This window comes from Caulobacter sp. UC70_42 (assembly GCF_044056025.1).
In the GTDB taxonomy this organism is placed as follows: Bacteria; Pseudomonadota; Alphaproteobacteria; order Caulobacterales; family Caulobacteraceae; genus Caulobacter.
On sequence record NZ_CP171994.1, the window covers coordinates 1,459,310 to 1,475,537 of the forward strand.

15 protein-coding genes and 2 pseudogenes are annotated in these 16,228 nt (G+C 67.4%); 8 read left to right on the top strand and 9 right to left on the bottom strand.

The window, feature by feature from the left end:
* Positions 1 to 5: 5 nt before the first annotated feature.
* Positions 6 to 692 carry a response regulator transcription factor gene (locus tag ACHMW8_RS07595; protein ID WP_199743582.1) on the bottom strand — a complete coding sequence of 229 codons (687 nt, stop codon included), beginning with the start codon at positions 690 to 692 and terminating at the stop codon, positions 6 to 8.
* A gap of 130 nt (positions 693 to 822) precedes the next feature.
* Between ACHMW8_RS07595 and ACHMW8_RS07600 the strand changes: the two genes are divergently transcribed.
* Complete coding sequence (locus ACHMW8_RS07600; RefSeq protein ID WP_125158960.1) at positions 823 to 1,332, top strand: L,D-transpeptidase; 510 nt, start codon at positions 823 to 825, stop codon at positions 1,330 to 1,332.
* On the opposite strand, the gene ACHMW8_RS07605 is transcribed toward ACHMW8_RS07600, so the two are convergent.
* Positions 1,329 to 1,982, bottom strand: a complete 654-nt coding sequence (locus ACHMW8_RS07605) for a YggS family pyridoxal phosphate-dependent enzyme (protein ID WP_395445172.1) — start codon at positions 1,980 to 1,982, stop codon at positions 1,329 to 1,331. The genes ACHMW8_RS07600 and ACHMW8_RS07605 overlap by 4 nt on opposite strands.
* A gap of 32 nt (positions 1,983 to 2,014) precedes the next feature.
* On the opposite strand from ACHMW8_RS07605, the pseudogene ACHMW8_RS07610 reads away from it, so the two are divergent.
* A pseudogene (locus ACHMW8_RS07610) lies at positions 2,015 to 2,619 on the top strand (thiamine phosphate synthase).
* Here ACHMW8_RS07610 and ACHMW8_RS07615 read toward each other — a convergent pair.
* The gene (locus ACHMW8_RS07615; protein WP_199743570.1) at positions 2,616 to 3,026 is read right to left on the bottom strand and encodes an NtrZ family periplasmic regulatory protein; all 411 of its coding nucleotides are present in this window, start codon (positions 3,024 to 3,026) and stop codon (positions 2,616 to 2,618) included. The pseudogene ACHMW8_RS07610 and the gene ACHMW8_RS07615 overlap by 4 nt on opposite strands.
* Before the next feature lie 253 nt (positions 3,027 to 3,279).
* Between ACHMW8_RS07615 and ACHMW8_RS07620 the strand changes: the two genes are divergently transcribed.
* From ACHMW8_RS07620 to holA, 4 genes are all read left to right on the top strand, one after another.
* Positions 3,280 to 3,807 carry a DUF3576 domain-containing protein gene (locus ACHMW8_RS07620; protein ID WP_125158956.1) on the top strand — a complete coding sequence of 176 codons (528 nt, stop codon included), beginning with the start codon at positions 3,280 to 3,282 and terminating at the stop codon, positions 3,805 to 3,807.
* Positions 3,808 to 4,024: 217 nt separating this feature from the next.
* Positions 4,025 to 6,610 carry a leucine--tRNA ligase gene (leuS, locus tag ACHMW8_RS07625; RefSeq protein ID WP_395445173.1) on the top strand — a complete coding sequence of 862 codons (2,586 nt, stop codon included), beginning with the start codon at positions 4,025 to 4,027 and terminating at the stop codon, positions 6,608 to 6,610.
* Between the two features lie 17 nt (positions 6,611 to 6,627).
* On the top strand, positions 6,628 to 7,137 hold the full coding sequence (gene lptE, locus ACHMW8_RS07630; protein WP_125158954.1) for an LPS assembly lipoprotein LptE: 510 nt from the start codon (positions 6,628 to 6,630) through the stop codon (positions 7,135 to 7,137).
* Between the two features lie 6 nt (positions 7,138 to 7,143).
* Positions 7,144 to 8,196, top strand: coding sequence for a DNA polymerase III subunit delta (gene holA / locus ACHMW8_RS07635; protein WP_395445174.1), 1,053 nt, complete (start codon positions 7,144 to 7,146; stop codon positions 8,194 to 8,196).
* 228 nt (positions 8,197 to 8,424) lie between these two features.
* Here holA and ACHMW8_RS07640 read toward each other — a convergent pair.
* The 6 genes and pseudogenes from ACHMW8_RS07640 to ACHMW8_RS07665 all read right to left on the bottom strand — a co-directional run bounded on the left by ACHMW8_RS07640 (position 8,425) and on the right by ACHMW8_RS07665 (position 14,425).
* Positions 8,425 to 9,335 (bottom strand): annotated as a pseudogene (locus ACHMW8_RS07640) (ParB/RepB/Spo0J family partition protein).
* A gap of 40 nt (positions 9,336 to 9,375) precedes the next feature.
* A complete protein-coding gene (locus tag ACHMW8_RS07645; protein WP_125158951.1) occupies positions 9,376 to 10,179 on the bottom strand; it encodes a ParA family protein in 804 nt (267 codons plus the stop codon).
* Positions 10,169 to 10,804, bottom strand: a complete 636-nt coding sequence (gene rsmG, locus ACHMW8_RS07650; protein ID WP_395445175.1) for a 16S rRNA (guanine(527)-N(7))-methyltransferase RsmG — start codon at positions 10,802 to 10,804, stop codon at positions 10,169 to 10,171. The genes ACHMW8_RS07645 and rsmG overlap by 11 nt, the downstream gene beginning before the upstream one ends.
* Positions 10,805 to 10,808: 4 nt before the next feature.
* A complete protein-coding gene (gene mnmG, locus ACHMW8_RS07655) occupies positions 10,809 to 12,665 on the bottom strand; it encodes a tRNA uridine-5-carboxymethylaminomethyl(34) synthesis enzyme MnmG (protein WP_395445176.1) in 1,857 nt (618 codons plus the stop codon).
* Positions 12,666 to 12,835: 170 nt separating this feature from the next.
* Positions 12,836 to 14,176 carry a tRNA uridine-5-carboxymethylaminomethyl(34) synthesis GTPase MnmE gene (gene mnmE, locus ACHMW8_RS07660; RefSeq protein ID WP_395445177.1) on the bottom strand — a complete coding sequence of 447 codons (1,341 nt, stop codon included), beginning with the start codon at positions 14,174 to 14,176 and terminating at the stop codon, positions 12,836 to 12,838.
* 3 nt (positions 14,177 to 14,179) lie between these two features.
* Complete coding sequence (locus ACHMW8_RS07665; protein ID WP_125158947.1) at positions 14,180 to 14,425, bottom strand: DUF6489 family protein; 246 nt, start codon at positions 14,423 to 14,425, stop codon at positions 14,180 to 14,182.
* A 125-nt stretch (positions 14,426 to 14,550) separates the two neighbouring features.
* Here ACHMW8_RS07665 and ACHMW8_RS07670 point away from each other — a divergent pair, with 125 nt between their 5' ends.
* Positions 14,551 to 15,246, top strand: a complete 696-nt coding sequence (locus ACHMW8_RS07670) for a dienelactone hydrolase family protein (RefSeq protein ID WP_125158946.1) — start codon at positions 14,551 to 14,553, stop codon at positions 15,244 to 15,246.
* A complete protein-coding gene (locus tag ACHMW8_RS07675) occupies positions 15,246 to 16,211 on the top strand; it encodes a quinone oxidoreductase family protein (protein ID WP_395445178.1) in 966 nt (321 codons plus the stop codon). Before ACHMW8_RS07670 ends, ACHMW8_RS07675 begins: the two co-directional genes overlap by 1 nt.
* Positions 16,212 to 16,228 lie beyond the last annotated feature (17 nt).

Sequence of the window (16,228 nt, forward strand, 5' to 3'; positions counted from 1 at the left end):
TTTCTTTACGGCTGCAGGCGGTAGCCGCCCATCTCGGTGATCAGGATCCTGGCCGCCCCTGGATCCGGCTCGATCTTCTGGCGCAAGCGGTAGACGTGGGTCTCCAGCGTGTGAGTGGTGACCCCGGCATTATAGCCCCAGACCTCGGTCAGCAGCTCCTCGCGCGACACGGGCTTGGAGCCGGCGCGGTAGAGGTACTTGAGGATGTTGGTTTCCTTCTCGGTCAACCGCACCTTCTTCTGCTTTTCGTCGACCAGAAGCTTGGCCGAGGGGCGGAACTCGTACGGACCGATGCGGAACAGCGCGTCTTCCGACGCTTCGTAGCTGCGCAGCTGGGCGCGGATGCGGGCCAGCAGCACCCCGAAGCGGAAAGGCTTGGTGACATAGTCGTTGGCCCCGGACTCCAGGCCCAGGATGGTGTCGCTGTCGCTGGCCGCCGCTGTCAGCATGATCACCGGGGCCGTGACCCCGTTCTTGCGCATCAGGCGGCAGGCCTCCCGGCCGTCCATGTCGGGCAGGTCGACGTCCAGCAGGATCAAGTCAGGCTTGACCTCGCGCGACATCTTCACGCCCTCGCCGGCCGTTGCGGCCTCGGCCACGGCGAATTCCTCGTGCAGGGCCAATTGCTCGGCCAGGGCGCCGCGCAGGTCCTCGTCGTCGTCGATCAGCAGAAGCGTCTTGCGTTGCGCCATAAGGCGGAACATGCACCGCTGCGGCCCTCGGGGACAACCCCGAGCGGGGCCTTAAGCTCAATAGCGGAAAGTGGTAGCGGGTTTCGGCGGCCATTGAGCGCCAAACAGGAATGTCTGGGAGACACCTTTGATGCTGTTTCGAGCCCATGCGGATGGCCGCTTCGAGCTGAACGGGCGCACCGTGCGCTGCGCGATCGGCAAGGCTGGCGCGATCGCCGCCGCCGATAAGCGCGAGGGCGACAACAAGAGCCCGGCGGGGACATGGGTCATGCGCGAGGTCTGGTACCGGCCCGATGTCTATAAAGGCGGTCCAAAGACCGCCCTGCCCCTCCACGCCACCCGCCCCGACGACGGCTGGTGCGACTCCCCGGGCGATCCGAACTACAACCGCCCTGTCCTGCTGCCCTACCCGGCCAGCGCCGAACGGATGTGGCGTGATGACCACGTCTACGACCTGGTCGTCATCCTGGGCCACAACGACCGTCCGCCCGCGCCAGGCATGGGTTCGGCGATCTTCATGCACCTGGCCCGCGACGGCTATCCGGGCACCGAGGGCTGCGTGGCCCTGGCGCGACCGGACCTAGAGGCGGTGCTGGCCATCGCCAAACCGGGCGACGCGGTCGAGATCGTCGCCGACTAGCCGTAGTGGCGGTCGCCGAACAGCGCCGAGCCTACCCGAACCGAGGTCGCGCCCTCGGCGATGGCGATCTCGAAGTCGTCGCTCATGCCCATCGACAGCTTCTCGACGCCGTTGAGCGCGGCGATGGCCCGCAAGGATGCGAAATAGGGCGCGGGATCGGCGCCGACAGGCGGGATGCACATCAGGCCCTCGATCGTCAGGCTGTAGGATTCGCGGCAGGCGGCGAGGAAAGCGTCGGCTTCTGAGGGTGCGACGCCGGCCTTCTGGACCTCCTCGCCGATATTGACCTGCACGTAGAGTCGCGGGGCCTTGCCCACCCGCTGGATCTCCTCGGCCAGCACGCGGGCCAGCTTCTCGCGGTCGAGCGTCTCGATGACGTCAAAGAAATCGACCGCCTCGCGGGCCTTGTTGGTCTGCAGCGGGCCGATCAGGCGCAGCTCCAGGCCCTCGCGGCGCGGACCCCAGCGCTCCATCGCTTCCTGAACGCGGTTCTCGCCATAGACTTTCTGTCCCGCCTCCAGCACCGGCGCGATATGCTCCCAGGGCTGGGTCTTCGACACCGCCACCAGAGTCACCGATCCGGCCTGCCGGCCGGCGCGCGCCTCGGCGACGGCGATGCGGTCCTGGATCCGAGCGAGAGCGTGGGACATTGGGGGCAGCCTTGGACGGGAACGTGAGCGAACTGGAAGTCCTGTCTAGTGCGGCCGCGGCCTTTCCGCCAAGGACCGTGCGCGGCCAGGCCCTGCCCCACCTGCTGTTCTTCACCGATCCGCAGCGGGTTCCTAACCCCGAGGCGATCGCCGAGCGCCTGCCGGCCGGCGCGGGGATCGTCTACAGAGCGTTCAGCGCCGAGGACGCGATCGAGCGCGGACGCCGGCTGCGGGTGATCGCCACCGAGCGCGGCCTGCTGCTGCTGGTCGGCGCCCATCCGGGCCTGGCCGAGGGCGTCCGCGCCGATGGCCTGCACATGCCGGAGCGGCTCTCGGCCGAGATCCCTCGCCTGCGAGCCGAGCACAGTCGCTGGCTGATCACCGTCGCGGCCCATGATCGGGGCGCGATCCAGGCGGCCGAGCGCGGGGCGCCGACGCCGTCGTCGTCTCGCCGATCTTTCCCAGCAACAGTCCGTCGGCCGGCGAGCCGCTGGGCGTGGAGGGCCTAAAGGATCTCGTCGCAGCGACGTCGCTGCCCGTCTACGCGCTGGGCGGGGTGCGCGCGCGCACGGTCTCGCGGCTGATCGGCAGCGGGATTGTCGGGATCGCGGCCGTGGAGGCCTTGGCCGGACCTTAGAACTTGAAGGCGGTCTCGAGGCGTACGCGCGGAGCCGGATCGGGCTGCTGGGCCTTGCGGGCGGCGAGCGCCGGGTTGGATTCACCGAGGCTGACGGCGCCGCCGACGCGGATCGACGGAGTCACCTTGAAATAGGCGCCGGCCTGGACGTCCTGCATTTCCATTTCGCGGCTGGACGGCTGATCGAGGTCCAGCTTCAGGCCCCAGCGACCCTTCTTGGCGTCCCAACGCAGGGTGCGCTTGTCATCCTGCGGATACTGGACGCCGGCGGCGGCGCTGGTGAAGTCGTTCTTGACCGAGAAATCCGGCGTGACGGCGTGCGGCTTGGCTTGGGCGAACGCCATCGAGGCCGATCCCGTCAGGATCAGCGCGGCAGTCCCCGCCAGAAAGAAACGCGTCGCGGTCATCACCACTCGCCGCCTATACTCAGTTGTCCCCACCCATCCCATGTAGGAACGAGCCCCTTACATTGCGATTAAAGGCTGGAGCGGAACGCGGTCAACCTCGCTTCGGTCGCACCCGGCGCCAAATTGGGCGATTCAATCGAGTCCTGTTGCGACGAGGTCACGCGATTCCTGTTTTGAGGCGGCGCAGCCATGCTATAGACCGGCTCCCGGCCGCGGGGGCGCGCCAGGGTGCGCGCGAGCGCCCGAAAGACATTTGGAGCGAGGTACTATGGCGTTTGAACGTGGGTCTGTGATGCGCGGCGTCGCCGCGGGCGTCCTGGCTCTGTCGATGCTGAGCATGACCGCATGCGCCAGCAACAAGCCCCCCAAGACTTTCTCCACGCAAAGCGACGAGCCGGGCCTCAACCCGTTCAAGCGCTTCGGCGGCGGCGCCAAGGCCCCGGCGTCGGAAGGCTCGATCGGCGTCAACGGCTATCTGTGGCGCGCCAGCCTGGACACCCTGGCCTTCATGCCCCTGGCCTCGGCCGACCCGTACGGCGGCGTGATCATCACCGATTGGTACGTGAACCCGGAAACGCCGGCCGAGCGCTTCAAGGCCACCGTCTACATCCTGGACACCCGCCTGCGCGCCGACGGCCTGAACGTCACGGTCTTCAAGCAGTCCAAGGACATCAACGGCGCCTGGGTCGACGCTCCGGTCGCCGATCAGACCGCCACCGATCTCGAGAACGCGATCCTGACCCGCGCCCGTCAGCTTCGACTTTCGAACATCAAGAACTAAGGCGCTCACGGGTCCTCTTCCAGGCGAAGAGGACCCTGGCTTCCTATTTCTCTACGCGCTCCAGCCGCGAAACCGCTTAACTTGTCGCGGACGCGCGCGGAGCCTGCCTTGGCAGGTTCCAAGTCCAATAGTTGGGCGCACGATAACCGCCGAAACCGCTTACACTTTCGGCTATCTCGCGCCCGGCGCGTTCCTGCATCCAAGACCCTGGTTTCCGATGGCCCGCTATAATCCCAAAGACACCGAACCCAAGTGGCGCGAAGCCTGGGCGAAGGCCGACGTCTTCAAGACCGGCGAGATCAACGACGGCCGTCCGAAATACTACGTCCTCGAGATGTTCCCGTACCCGTCGGGCCGCATCCACATGGGCCACGTCCGCAACTACGCCATGGGCGACGTGGTGGCCCGCTATAAGCGCGCTCAAGGCTTCAACGTCCTGCACCCGATGGGCTGGGACGCCTTCGGCATGCCGGCCGAGAACGCGGCCATGGAGCGCGGCGTCCATCCCAAGGGCTGGACCTACGACAACATCGCCGCCATGCGCGAGCAGCTGAAGTCGCTGGGCATCTCGGTCGACTGGTCGCGCGAGTTCGCCACCTGCGACCCGGAATATTACGGCAAGCAGCAGGCCTGGTTCCTGCGCCTGCTGAAGCGCGGCCTGGTCTATCGCAAGGAAGCCTCGGTCAACTGGGACCCGGTCGACATGACCGTCCTGGCCAATGAGCAGGTCATCGACGGCAAGGGCTGGCGGTCGGGCGCGACGGTCGAGAAGCGCAAGCTGACCCAGTGGTTCCTGCGCATCACCGACTACGCCGACGCCCTGATCGACGGCCTGAAGACCCTGGACCGCTGGCCCGACAAGGTTCGCCTGATGCAGGAGAACTGGATCGGCCGCTCGAAGGGCCTGCGCTTCAAGTTCCAGTTCGACGGCGAAGCGCCCGACGGCATGGCGGACGGCCTGGAGGTCTACACGACCCGTCCCGACACCCTGTTCGGCGCGAGCTTCGTCGGCGTCGCGCCCGAGCATCCGCTGGCCGAGCGCCTGGCTATCGAGAACCCGCAGATCCAGCAGTTCATCGCCGACTGCCGCAAGGGCGGCACCTCGGAGGCCGAGATCGAGAGCGCCGAGAAGCTGGGCTACGACACCGGCCTGCGGGTGAAGCACCCGCTGGACCCGTCGATCACCCTGCCCGTCTGGATCGCCAACTTCATCCTGATGGACTACGGCACCGGCGCGATCTTCGCCTGCCCGGCCCACGACCAGCGCGATCTGGACTTCGCCCGCAAATACGGCCTGCCGGTCAAGCCCGTCGTGTTGCCCAACGGCGAGGATCCGGCGAGCTTCCAGGTCGGCAAGGAGGCCTATGTCGGCCCCGGCAAGATCTTCAATTCGGAATTCCTGGACGGCATGGACGTCGAGGCCGCCAAGGCCGAGGCCGTCGCCCGCATCGAGGCGGCCGGCCAGGGTCAGGGCGCGACGGTCTATCGCCTGCGCGACTGGGGCGTCTCGCGCCAGCGCTACTGGGGCTGCCCGATCCCGGTCGTCCACTGCCAAGCCTGCGGCGTCGTGCCGGTGCCGGAAGACCAGCTGCCGGTCGCCCTGCCCGAGGACGTCACCTTCGACAAACCGGGCAATCCGCTGCTGCGTCACCCGACCTGGCGCCACACCACCTGTCCCTCGTGCGGCGGCAAGGCCGAGCGCGAGACCGACACGCTGGACACCTTTATCGACTCCAGCTGGTACTTCGCGCGCTTCGCCGACACCCACGCCGCCGAGCCGGTGGGCAAGGACGCGGCCGACCACTGGCTGCCGGTCGACCAATATATCGGCGGCGTCGAGCACGCGATCCTGCACCTGCTCTACGCCCGCTTCATCACCCGCGCCCTGAAGGACGAGGGCCTGCTGTCGGTCGAGGAGCCCTTCGCGGGCCTGTTCACCCAAGGCATGGTCACCCACGAGGCTTACAAGAACGAGGCCGGCGATTGGGTCGAGCCGTCGGACATCCGTATCACCGTCGAGGGCAACGCCCGCTCGGCTGTCCACGCCACGACCGGCGCGCCGATCATCATCGGCGACGTCGAGAAGATGTCGAAGTCCAAGAAGAACGTCGTCGCCCCCGAGGACATCTTCGAGGCCTATGGCGTCGACAGCGCCCGCCTGTTCGTGATGTCTGACAGCCCGCCAGAGCGCGACGTGCAGTGGACCAATTCCGGCGTCGAGGGCAGCTGGCGCTTCACCCATCGCCTGTGGAACGAGTTCGACAGCCAGCCGGCCGGCGACTTCGCTCACGACGACAGCGACGAAGCGGCCCTGGCCCTGCGCAAGTCGGCTCACAAGCTGATCGGCTTCGTCACCGACAGCATCGAGGGCTTCCGCTTCAACAGCGGCGTGGCGCGCCTGTACGAGTTCCTGAACGCGCTGAAGGCCGCTCCGGCCGAAGGCGCTTCGAACGCCGTCCTGGCGGCCCGCGCCGAGGCCCTGAACATCCTGGCCCGCCTGGTGGCCCCCTTCACCCCGCACCTGGCCGAAGAGGCCTGGGCCCGCATCGGCGGCGAAGGCATGGTCGTCAACGCGCCCTGGCCAAAGGCCGACCCGGCCCTGGCCGCGGACGACGAGCGCGTCCTGCCGATCCAGATCAACGGCAAGCGTCGCGGCGAGATCAAGGTCAAGGCTGGCGCGCCGGAAGACGAGGTTCAGAAAATCGCTCTGGCGGATCCGAACGTCCTGGCTCACCTTGAAGGGGTCACGGTCCGCAAGGTGATCGTCGTCAAGGATCGCATCGTCAACATCGTGGCCAACTGAGACCCCAAGGGACCTCTATGAAACGCACCCTGGCGGCTGGCGCTTTCGCGCTCTCGACCCTCGCCCTCTCGGCCTGCGCCGGCTTCACGCCGCTGTATGGCCAGCCGGGCGTCGAGGGCGGCCTCTCCAGCATCGAGACCGTCGCGGCCGAGGGCCGGGGCGGCTACCTGCTGCGCGAGCAACTGGACGACGCCTTCGGCCATAAGCAGGGCGACGCCACCGCCTATAAGCTCTATTTCTCGGTCAAGGAGATCCGCTTCGCCCGCGGCGTGCGTCTCGACAACGTCGCCAACCGCTACGAACTGCGGATGAGCGTCGACTGGCGGCTGATGGACGCCAAGAGCGGCAAGGAAGCCACCAACGGCAAGACCGAGGTGTCGGTGACCTACGACTCCGCCGACCAGCCCTACGCGGCCATTGCGGCCCAGAACGACGGCCAGGAGCGGGCGGCGACCGAAGCGGCCCGCAAGATCCAGCTGGATCTCGCCACCTGGCTGGCGGCCGGCAAGAAAAAGCCGGCGGCCTAGCGGGTCATGATCCTCTCCAAGCGTCCGGACGTCGAACGCTTCCTGCGGGAGCCGGCCCCGGACATCCGGGCCGTGGTCATCTACGGCAAGGATCGGGGCGTCGTGCGCGATCGCGCCAACGCGCTGGCCAAGCGCGTGGTCCCGCGTCCGGACGATCCCTTCGACACCGCCATGCTGACCGACGGCGACCTCGACGCCGATCCGGCCAAGCTGGAGGACGAGCTTTCGGCCATGTCGCTGATGGGCGGCCGCCGCCTCGTCCGCCTGCGGCTGGCCGGCGAGAAGGCCGGACCCGACAAGCAGGCCGCCGAGGCCTTGACCCGCCACGTCGAGGGCCAGCTCAATCCCGACGCCTTCTTCCTGGTCGAGGCCGGGGCGCTAGGCCGCGACTCCCAGCTGCGCAAGGTCGGCGAGAAGGCCAGCGGCTGCGCCGTCATCCCTTGCTATGAAGACGAAGCGGGCGACCTGGCCCGACTGACCCGCGACACCCTGGCCAATGACAAGGTCGGGCTGAACAGCGAAGCGCTGGACCTCTTCGTCTCCCGCCTGCCCAAGGAGCGCGGCGTGGCCCGCGCCGAGATCGAACGGCTGGCGCTCTATCTGGGTCCCAACAGCGGCGTCACCGCCACCGCCGCCGACTTGACCGATTTTCTGGGCGTCGAGCCCGAGGCCTCGCTCAGCGACGCCGCCGCCGACGCCTTTGGCGGCAAGGCCGGTCCTGCCCAGCAGGCTCTTCGCCGCGCGGCCGCCGAGGGCGAAGGCGGTCCGGCCGCCGTCCGGGCCATGGGCTACTATCTTGGGCGCCTGCGCCGCGTGCTGACCCTGCACAAGAACGGCGTCGACCTGCAGGCCGCCGCCAAGGCCGCCGGCGTGTTCTGGAAACAGGAGCGCGAGTTCCTGCGTCAGGCGCGCGCCTGGAACCTGGAAGCCATCCTGGAAATCCAGGGTGAGATCCTCAACGCCGACCGCGCCTGCAAGACGTCCGGCTCCCCCGACCAGCTGATTTCCGAACGCCTGGCGCTGATGATCGCGGGGCGCGCGCGTCGCTTGGGTCTGTAGGCTCCAAACCCCTCTAAAAGGGCTCTTTGCGCGCCTGTGGATGCTTCTTGAGAAAGCCTTTTGATAGAAGGGTTTGCGGCGGAAATCGCTGCGATCCGCCCTCCTCTGACGAAAACGGCGCCTCCCGGAGTACGGAACAGCGCCGTTTGGTGCGCGACAGACGCGATTTTGGAAGGCTCCAGAATCCGATCATCCGCACGTTTTTAGGTGCGCCTGATCAGATCGAGATCAGATTCCGCGCGTCAGTCGATTGCATAGGTCGTCGAGCTGCTCAAGCGTCGCATAGGTGATCGTCAGGCGCCCCCCGCCCCGCGATGGTCGATCGAGACATCAAGACCCAGCACCGACGAGAGATCGGCTTCGAGGGCCTGGGTGTCGGTGTCCTTCACCCGCGGGGGACGGCCGCCCTTGTTCTTCGACGGCGTGGCGGTCGGGGCCTTGCGGGCCAGAGCTTCAGTCTCGCGAACCGACAGGCCGCCGTCGATGATCTGCTTGGCGAGCGAGACCGGGTCCGCCGCCGCGGCGATGGCGCGAGCATGACCCGCCGACAGCTCGCCGCTGACCAGGTAGGACTGCACCTCCTCCGGTAGGGCCAGCAGGCGCATGGTGTTGGCGACGTGGCTGCGGCTCTTGCCGATGGTCTGAGCGATGGCCTCCTGGGTGCGCTCGAACTTCTCCATCAGCACCTTGTAGGAGAGCGCTTCTTCCAGGACGTTCAGGTCGGCGCGCTGGACGTTCTCGATGATGCCGATCTCCAGCACAGCCAGATCGTCCAGCTCGCGCACCATGATCGGCACGGTGCGCAGGCCCGCGCGCTGAGCCGCACGCCAGCGTCGCTCGCCGGCGACGATCTGATATTCACCGGACGCCCCGGGCGCCGGCCGGACCAGGATCGGCTGCAGAACGCCCTTTTCGCGGATCGAATTGGACAGTTCCTCCAGGTCTTCTTCCCGGAAGGTGCGGCGCGGCTGATCGGGATTGCGCTTCAGGATCTCGATCGGCGCTTCGCGCGAACCAGGGGCGTTGTCGCCGGGCGCCTGGGCCGGCGCGTTCTCGACCTCGCCCAGCAGGGCGGAAAGCCCCCGCCCCAGACCACGACGCCCTTCGGAACCACTCGCCTCAGCCACCACGGACTCCATCTTCTTCTCGTTCTAACTCGGATCGATATTTCGGGTGGGATCAGGCGGCCTGGGCCTGGCGATCGCGCTCGCGGCTGATCACCTCGCGGGCCAGCTTCAGGTAGGCCTGGCTGCCGGCGCACTTCAGGTCATACAGGAGCACGGGCTTGCCGAACGACGGCGCCTCGGAGACGCGGACGTTACGCGGGATGACCGCGTCATAGACCTTGTCGCCGAAATAGTCGCGGACATCGCGAGCGACCTGCTCTGACAGGCTGTTGCGGCGATCGTACATGGTCAGCACCACGCCCTGGATCTCCAGGCGCGGATTGAGGCTGCCGCGGATGCGCTCGATGGTCCGCATTAGCTGGGTCAGGCCTTCGAGGGCGAAGAACTCGCACTGCAGCGGCACGAACACTGCGTCGGCGGCGGTCATGGCGTTGACGGTCAGCACGTTCAGCGACGGCGGGCAGTCGATCAGCACATAGGTGTAGGGCCCGTTGGCGCGGATCGTCTCCAAGGCGTCGCGCAGACGGTATGACCGTCGGGCGGTCTGACCCAGTTCGATCTCGACGCCCGAAAGGTCGGCGTCGGCGGGTATGACGTCCAGCCCAGGCAGCTCCGTCTTTACCGCCGCGTCGATCACCGGCGACTCGCCCATCAGCACGTCATAAAGCGTGGTCCGACGCTGGATGCGTGTGATGCCCAGGCCCGTCGAGCAGTTGCCCTGCGGATCGGCGTCGATCAGCAGCACGCGCTCGCCGCAAGCCGCCAGGGCGGTGCCGAGATTGATGGCGGTCGTGGTCTTGCCGACGCCGCCCTTCTGATTGGCGATGGCCAGGACGCGGAGAGGATTAGCGGGCACGGGAAAGCCTCTTCACTTGAACGATGCGGCCGCGAGGGTCGCTTTGACTGGGGAGTAGCTCGCTGGCGAACGACCAGGCCTTGCGGGCCTCCGTCAGCTCCGCCGCGACATCCTGGCCCTTGAGGAACAAGCCCGTCGCGCCGCGATGGAGATAGGGTTCGGCGAAGCCCAGCAGCTTGGTCATCGGCGCGCAGGCGCGGGCGGTGACCACATCGACCTTCAGCTTCAGCTCTTCGGCCCGGACATTGTGGATCTCGACGGGCAGATCCATCGTCTTGGCCGCGACCTCGAGGAAGCGGCAACGCTTGGCCATGCTCTCCACGAGATGGATCTTGGCCCCACCCTGGCCCTTCAACAGTATGGCCAGCACGACGCCGGGCAGACCGGCGCCGGCGCCAAGGTCGGCCCAGACGCGCGCATCGGGCGCCAAGGCCAGCAGCTGCGAGCTGTCCAGCGCATGGCGCGTCCAATAGGTGGCGATGGTCAGCGGTCCGACGAGATTCATGACCGCGTTCCATTCGGCCAGCAGGTCCTGGAAGCGCGTCAGGTCGGCCATCTGGGCGTCGGACACGCCGGTAAGGGCTTGGTAACCAGTCGCGTCCAGCGCCGGGGGTTCAGCGGTCATGGCTTCAGGCTGCACGGCCGCGCCTCACATGGGCTAGCAGCGCCGTCAGCGCGCCGGGGGTGACACCCTCGATGCGCGCCGCCTGGCCCAGGGTCATCGGACGCACGCGGGCCAGCTTCTCCCGGACCTCGTTCGACAGGCTGCCGATATCGGCATAGTCGAGCTCGGCCGGCAGGCGCAGATCCTCGTCCTTGCGCAGCGACTCGGCGTCGGCGCGCTGGCGGTCGAGATAGCCGGCATAGGCCGCCTCGATCTCGATCTGCTCCCGGACGTCTGTGTTCCACGTGAAAACCTCCGGCCAGACGACGCCGAGCGCGTCCAGCGTCACGTCCGGATAGGCCAGCATGGCGAACAGGTCGCGGCGCACGCCGTCGCTATTGACCTTGAAGCCGGCCTTCACGGCCTCGTTCGGGGTGAGGCTCACCGAGCGGGCGAAGCCGCGCGCCGCTTCGAGGCGCTCCTTCTTCTCAGCCCAGGCCACGGCCCGGCGCTCGCCAACCAAGCCCAGCGCGATCCCGCGATCGGTCAGGCGCTGGTCGGCATTGTCGGCCCGCAAGGTCAGGCGGAACTCGGCCCGGCTGGTGAACATTCGATAGGGCTCGGTGACGCCCCGGGTGACGAGGTCATCGATCATTACGCCAATATAGGCTTCGTCCCGCGCGAAGACGGCGGCCTCCCGGCCCTGCTCCGCCAGCGCAGCGTTCAAGCCGGCGACCAGACCCTGAGCGCCCGCCTCTTCATAGCCGGTGGTGCCGTTGATCTGGCCGGCCAGGTAGAGGCCCGGCAGGCGCTTGGTCTCGAGCGTGGCGTAGAGCTCGCGCGGATCGACATAGTCATATTCGATCGCATAGCCATAGCGCTTGACCTCCACGGCCTCCAGGCCGGGAATGGTGCGCAGGAACAGCAGTTGGGTCTCTTCCGAGACCGAGGTCGAGATGCCGTTCGGATAGACCGTGGTGTCATCCAGGCCTTCCGGCTCGAGAAACACCTGGTGGCTGGTCTTGTCGGCGAAGCGCACGACCTTGTCTTCGATCGACGGGCAATAGCGCGGGCCGATCCCCGTGGCGCGACCGCCATAGACCAGCGACTCGCTCAGGCGGTCGGCGATGATCTGGTGGGTCTCGGCGGTCGTGAAGGTGATGCCGCAGGCGATCTGCGGGGTCTCGATCCGATCGTTCAGGAACGAGAACGGCACGGGCTCGTCGTCGCCGGGCTGCATCTCCAGGCGATCCCAAGCGATGGTGGAACCGTCGAGGCGCGCGGGCGTGCCGGTCTTCAGCCGACCCATCTGGAAGCCCAGGCCATATAGGCGATCCGACAGGCCGATGGCCGGCTGGTCGCCGACGCGGCCGGCCGGAATACGCGTCTCGCCCAGATGGATGACGCCCTTCAGGAAGGTGCCCGTCGTCAGGATAACTCGGGGCGCGCGATACGACCGCCCTTCCCCGTCGATCGCGCCGGCGACCTTGCCGTCCTCGACGATCAGGTCCTCGACGGCGGCGGCGTTGATGTCGAGGTTCTTCGTGGCCGCCAGTTCGGCCTGCATCGCCTCGCGATAGAGCTTGCGGTCGATCTGGGCGCGCGGCCCGCGAACGGCCGGGCCCTTGGAGCGGTTCAGCATCCGAAACTGAATGCCGGCCTTGTCGGCCATGCGACCCATGACGCCATCCAGGGCGTCGATCTCGCGCACCAGATGACCCTTACCCAGGCCGCCGATGGCCGGGTTGCAGGACATCTCGCCGATCGTTTCAAGCTTGTGCGTCAGCAGCAGGGTGCGCGCGCCCACGCGCGCCGAGGCGGCCGCCGCCTCGCAGCCGGCGTGGCCGCCGCCGATGACAATGACATCCCAGGTGTTGGACAACGAACTCGCCTCAATGCGAACGCCCCCGGCATACCGCGGGGGCGTTGGACTCGATCTATACGCCAATCAGGCGAGGCGGTCGATGTGACTCAAGGGCGTTCCACGTGAAACACCCCTACCCCAGCTGTGAGCGCGCTGTGGATAATATAGGGGACGTTTCACGTGGAACATCACTTGCCGATGCAGAAGGTCGAAAAGACGCGCCCGAGCACATCCTCCGGGTCGACCCGCCCCGTGATCTTCTCAAGCGCCCGCGCGGCGAGGCGAACGTCCTCAGCGGCCAGTTCGACTTCGAGACCGACGTCGGAGAGCGCTCGTCGGACGTAGCCTTGGGCTTCCACGAGGCGTTCGGCGTGACGCAGTCGCGTGGCGGCGGGAAAATCAGCGCCGGACAGCACCTCGGCGACATAGATGGAAAGCGCCTCGCGAACTTCAGCCAGCGCATCCGCTGAACGGGCGGACAGACGGACCACTTTCAAGCCCTCCCCCGCCCAGCGCGCGGTCGCTTCGTCCAGCGCCGCGGCGTCGGCGATGTCGGTCTTGTTCAGTACAAGCCAGTCTCCGGGTCGAACCGCCTCTTCAAGCTTCACCGTATGTTTCACGTGAAACCCATCGATGACCCAAAGCCTTAGGTCGGCTTCCTCAGCCCAGGCTCGGGCGCGGCGCACGCCTTCCGCCTCGATGGCGTCCGCCGTTTCGCGCAGACCGGCCGTGTCGGCGATCAGAACCTTGTAACCCCCAAGCACTAGCGGCGCCTCGATGACGTCCCGGGTCGTACCTGGTGTGTCCGTGACGATCGCCGCGTCCCGCTCGACGAGCGCGTTCAGCAAGGTGCTCTTGCCGGCGTTCGGCGCGCCGACCAGGGCGATGCGAAAGCCGTCCCGAACCCGTCGCCCGCGCGAAACATCAGCCAAGGCCGCGTCGAGTTCGGCGCTCAGGATCCGCAGTCCAGGCCGAGCGCGTTCGGCCACCTCCTCCGGCAAATCCTCATCCGGGAAGTCGACGGCGGCTTCGAGCATGGCCAGGGATTGAATCAGCAAATCGCGCCAGCGGTCATAGCGCTGACTCAGCGCGCCGCCGACCTGGCCGAGCGCCTGCCTGCGCTGAGCTTCCGTCTCGGCGTCGATGAGGTCGGCGACACCCTCGGCCTGGGCAAGATCGAGCTTGCCGTTCTCGAATGCCCGACGGGTGAACTCGCCCGGCTCGGCCAGGCGGAGGCCCAGCTCCGACAGCGCCACCATCAACGCCTCGACCACGGCGCGGCCGCCGTGCACGTGAAACTCGACGCTGTCCTCGCCGGTATAGCTGGCCGGCCCCTCGAAGCGAAGAACCAGCGCCTCGTCCAGATCGGCGCCGCCATGGCGCAAGGTGCGAAGCGCCGCCGTCCGCGCCTTGGGCCTGCCGCCTGTCAGCGCCTCGACCACCGAAACAGTCTCGGGACCAGAGACACGCACCACGGCCACGGCCGCGCGCCCGGCCGCCGTGGCCAGGGCGAAGATCGTATCCACCATGACCTATTCGCGCTTGCCGGCCGCCGCGCCCGCCGCCGCCGTCATCAGCTTGCGGAACTGCTCCTGGGCGCCCGTGCCAAACGCCATCCAGTTCTTCATCAGCTCCTCGGGCGCCAGCATGGCCATGTTGGCGTCCATGCGGTTCTGCATCTCTTTCACCAGATGCTCGTTCAAGGCGCTGACGTCGGGCAGTCCCAGAAAGCTCCGGGCTTCGACGGGGGTGCAGTCAATCTCGATGGTCATCTTCATGCGGAGGTTCCCTTCGGGCAGGGCACGATATTGTTATGGGCCAAGGCCCGTCGGCTCAGGTTAGAGCGCTTTGGTCGAAAGTCACATCGGTCTGACTTGAGACACAGTAAGCACGGAGACCCGCGATGAGTGAGACCCTCACGATCACCACGCCCGATGGCGACTTCTCGGCCTATGTCGCCCGGCCCAAGGCCGAAAGCGCGCCGGCCATCGTCGTGATCCAGGAGATCTTCGGCGTCAACAAGGTGATGCGCGATATCGCCGACGGCCTGGCCGCCCAGGGCTATGTCGCGATCGTGCCCGACCTGTTCTGGCGGATAGAGCCCGGCATCGACATCACCGACCAGTCCGAGGCCGAGTGGAAGCGCGCCTTCGAACTGTTCAACGCGTTCGACGTGGACGCCGGCGTCGGCGACATCGCCGCCACCATCACCAAGGCGCGCGAGTTGCCGGGCGTCAACGGCAAGGTCGGAGCGGTCGGCTACTGCCTTGGCGGCCTGCTGGCCTTCCTCACCGCGACGCGCACCGATGTCGACGCCAGCGTTTCCTACTACGGCGTAGGCATCGAGAAGCACGTGAACGAGGCCGAAAAGCTGACCCACCCTCTGCTGATGCACATCGCCGAGAAGGACCAGTTCGTCCCGCCGGAAGCCCAGCAGTTGATCCTTTCCGCCCTGAAAGATCACCCCCAGATCGAGCTGCACACCTACGCGGACCGCGATCACGCCTTTGCCCGCGAGGGCGGCGCGCACTATGACGCCGCCGACGCGGCCAAGGCCAACGGCCGCAGCCTGACATTCTTCCAGAAGGCGCTCGGCTGATGCTAGCGATCCAGGCGGTTCGCTCGGGCGGTCCGGAGGTGCTGGAAGCCGTCGCGCTTCCGGTCCCCTCGCCCGCCGCCGGACAGATCCTTGTGCGTCACGAGGCCGTCGGTCTGAACTATATCGACACCTATCATCGCTCTGGCCTCTACCCATTGAAGATGCCGGCGGTGATCGGGCTGGAGGCGGCCGGGACGGTCGAGGCGATCGGCGATGGCGTCACGCGGTTCCAGGTCGGCGACCGCGTGGCCTACAATGGAACCCTGGGGGCCTATAGCGAAGCGGCGGTCGTCCCGGCCGAGCGCGCGGTCAAGGTGCCCGACGGCGTCAGCCTGGAGACCGCCGCCGCCGTCCTGCTCAAGGGCATGACGGCCGAGTTCCTGGTCCGCCGGTGTTTCCACGTGAAACACGGAGACCTCGTTCTGGTGCACGCGGCCGCGGGCGGCGTCGGCCAAATCCTGGTGCAGTGGTGCAAGGCTCTCGGCGCGACGGTGATCGCCACGGCCGGCGGCGAGGCCAAACTGACGCTCGCCCGCGAGCTCGGCGCGGACCATGTCGTCGATTATGGCCGCGAGGATGTCGCCGCCCGGGTCGCCGAGATCACCGGCGGTCAGGGCGTGGCGGTCGTCTATGACGGAGTCGGCAAGGACACCTGGGACGCCAGCTTCAAGAGCCTGGCCCGACGCGGGATGCTGGTCACCTTCGGCAACGCCTCGGGTCCGGTCCCGCCCTTCGCGCCGCTGGAGCTGTCGGGCAAGTCGTTGTTCGTCACCCGCCCGCGCCTCTTCGACTACATCGCCACGACCAGGGAACTGGACGAGAGCGCCGAGGCGCTATTCGCCGTCCTCAACTCGGGCGCGGTGAAGATCGACATCGGCCAGACCTTCCCGCTGGCCGAGGCGCGCGCCGCGCACGAAGCGCTGGAAGGCCGCCGTACGACCGGCGCCACCGTGCTTATTCCGTAGGGCCAAGCCCGGCACGA

Bases quoted from the DNA above. Each gene is read 5' to 3' on its own strand.
- lptE (WP_125158954.1), top strand. From the start codon at position 6,628: ATGAAACGCACCCTGGCGGCTGGCGCTTTCGCGCTCTCGACCCTCGCC.
- mnmE (WP_395445177.1), bottom strand. From the start codon at position 14,176: ATGGTGGATACGATCTTCGCCCTGGCCACGGCGGCCGGGCGCGCGGCC.
- ACHMW8_RS07595 (WP_199743582.1), bottom strand. From the start codon at position 692: ATGGCGCAACGCAAGACGCTTCTGCTGATCGACGACGACGAGGACCTG.
- ACHMW8_RS07670 (WP_125158946.1), top strand. From the start codon at position 14,551: ATGAGTGAGACCCTCACGATCACCACGCCCGATGGCGACTTCTCGGCC.
- rsmG (WP_395445175.1), bottom strand. From the start codon at position 10,804: ATGACCGCTGAACCCCCGGCGCTGGACGCGACTGGTTACCAAGCCCTT.
- ACHMW8_RS07600 (WP_125158960.1), top strand. From the start codon at position 823: ATGCTGTTTCGAGCCCATGCGGATGGCCGCTTCGAGCTGAACGGGCGC.
- leuS (WP_395445173.1), top strand. From the start codon at position 4,025: ATGGCCCGCTATAATCCCAAAGACACCGAACCCAAGTGGCGCGAAGCC.
- ACHMW8_RS07615 (WP_199743570.1), bottom strand. From the start codon at position 3,026: ATGACCGCGACGCGTTTCTTTCTGGCGGGGACTGCCGCGCTGATCCTG.
- ACHMW8_RS07665 (WP_125158947.1), bottom strand. From the start codon at position 14,425: ATGAAGATGACCATCGAGATTGACTGCACCCCCGTCGAAGCCCGGAGC.
- ACHMW8_RS07605 (WP_395445172.1), bottom strand. From the start codon at position 1,982: ATGTCCCACGCTCTCGCTCGGATCCAGGACCGCATCGCCGTCGCCGAG.
- holA (WP_395445174.1), top strand. From the start codon at position 7,144: ATGATCCTCTCCAAGCGTCCGGACGTCGAACGCTTCCTGCGGGAGCCG.
- ACHMW8_RS07675 (WP_395445178.1), top strand. From the start codon at position 15,246: ATGCTAGCGATCCAGGCGGTTCGCTCGGGCGGTCCGGAGGTGCTGGAA.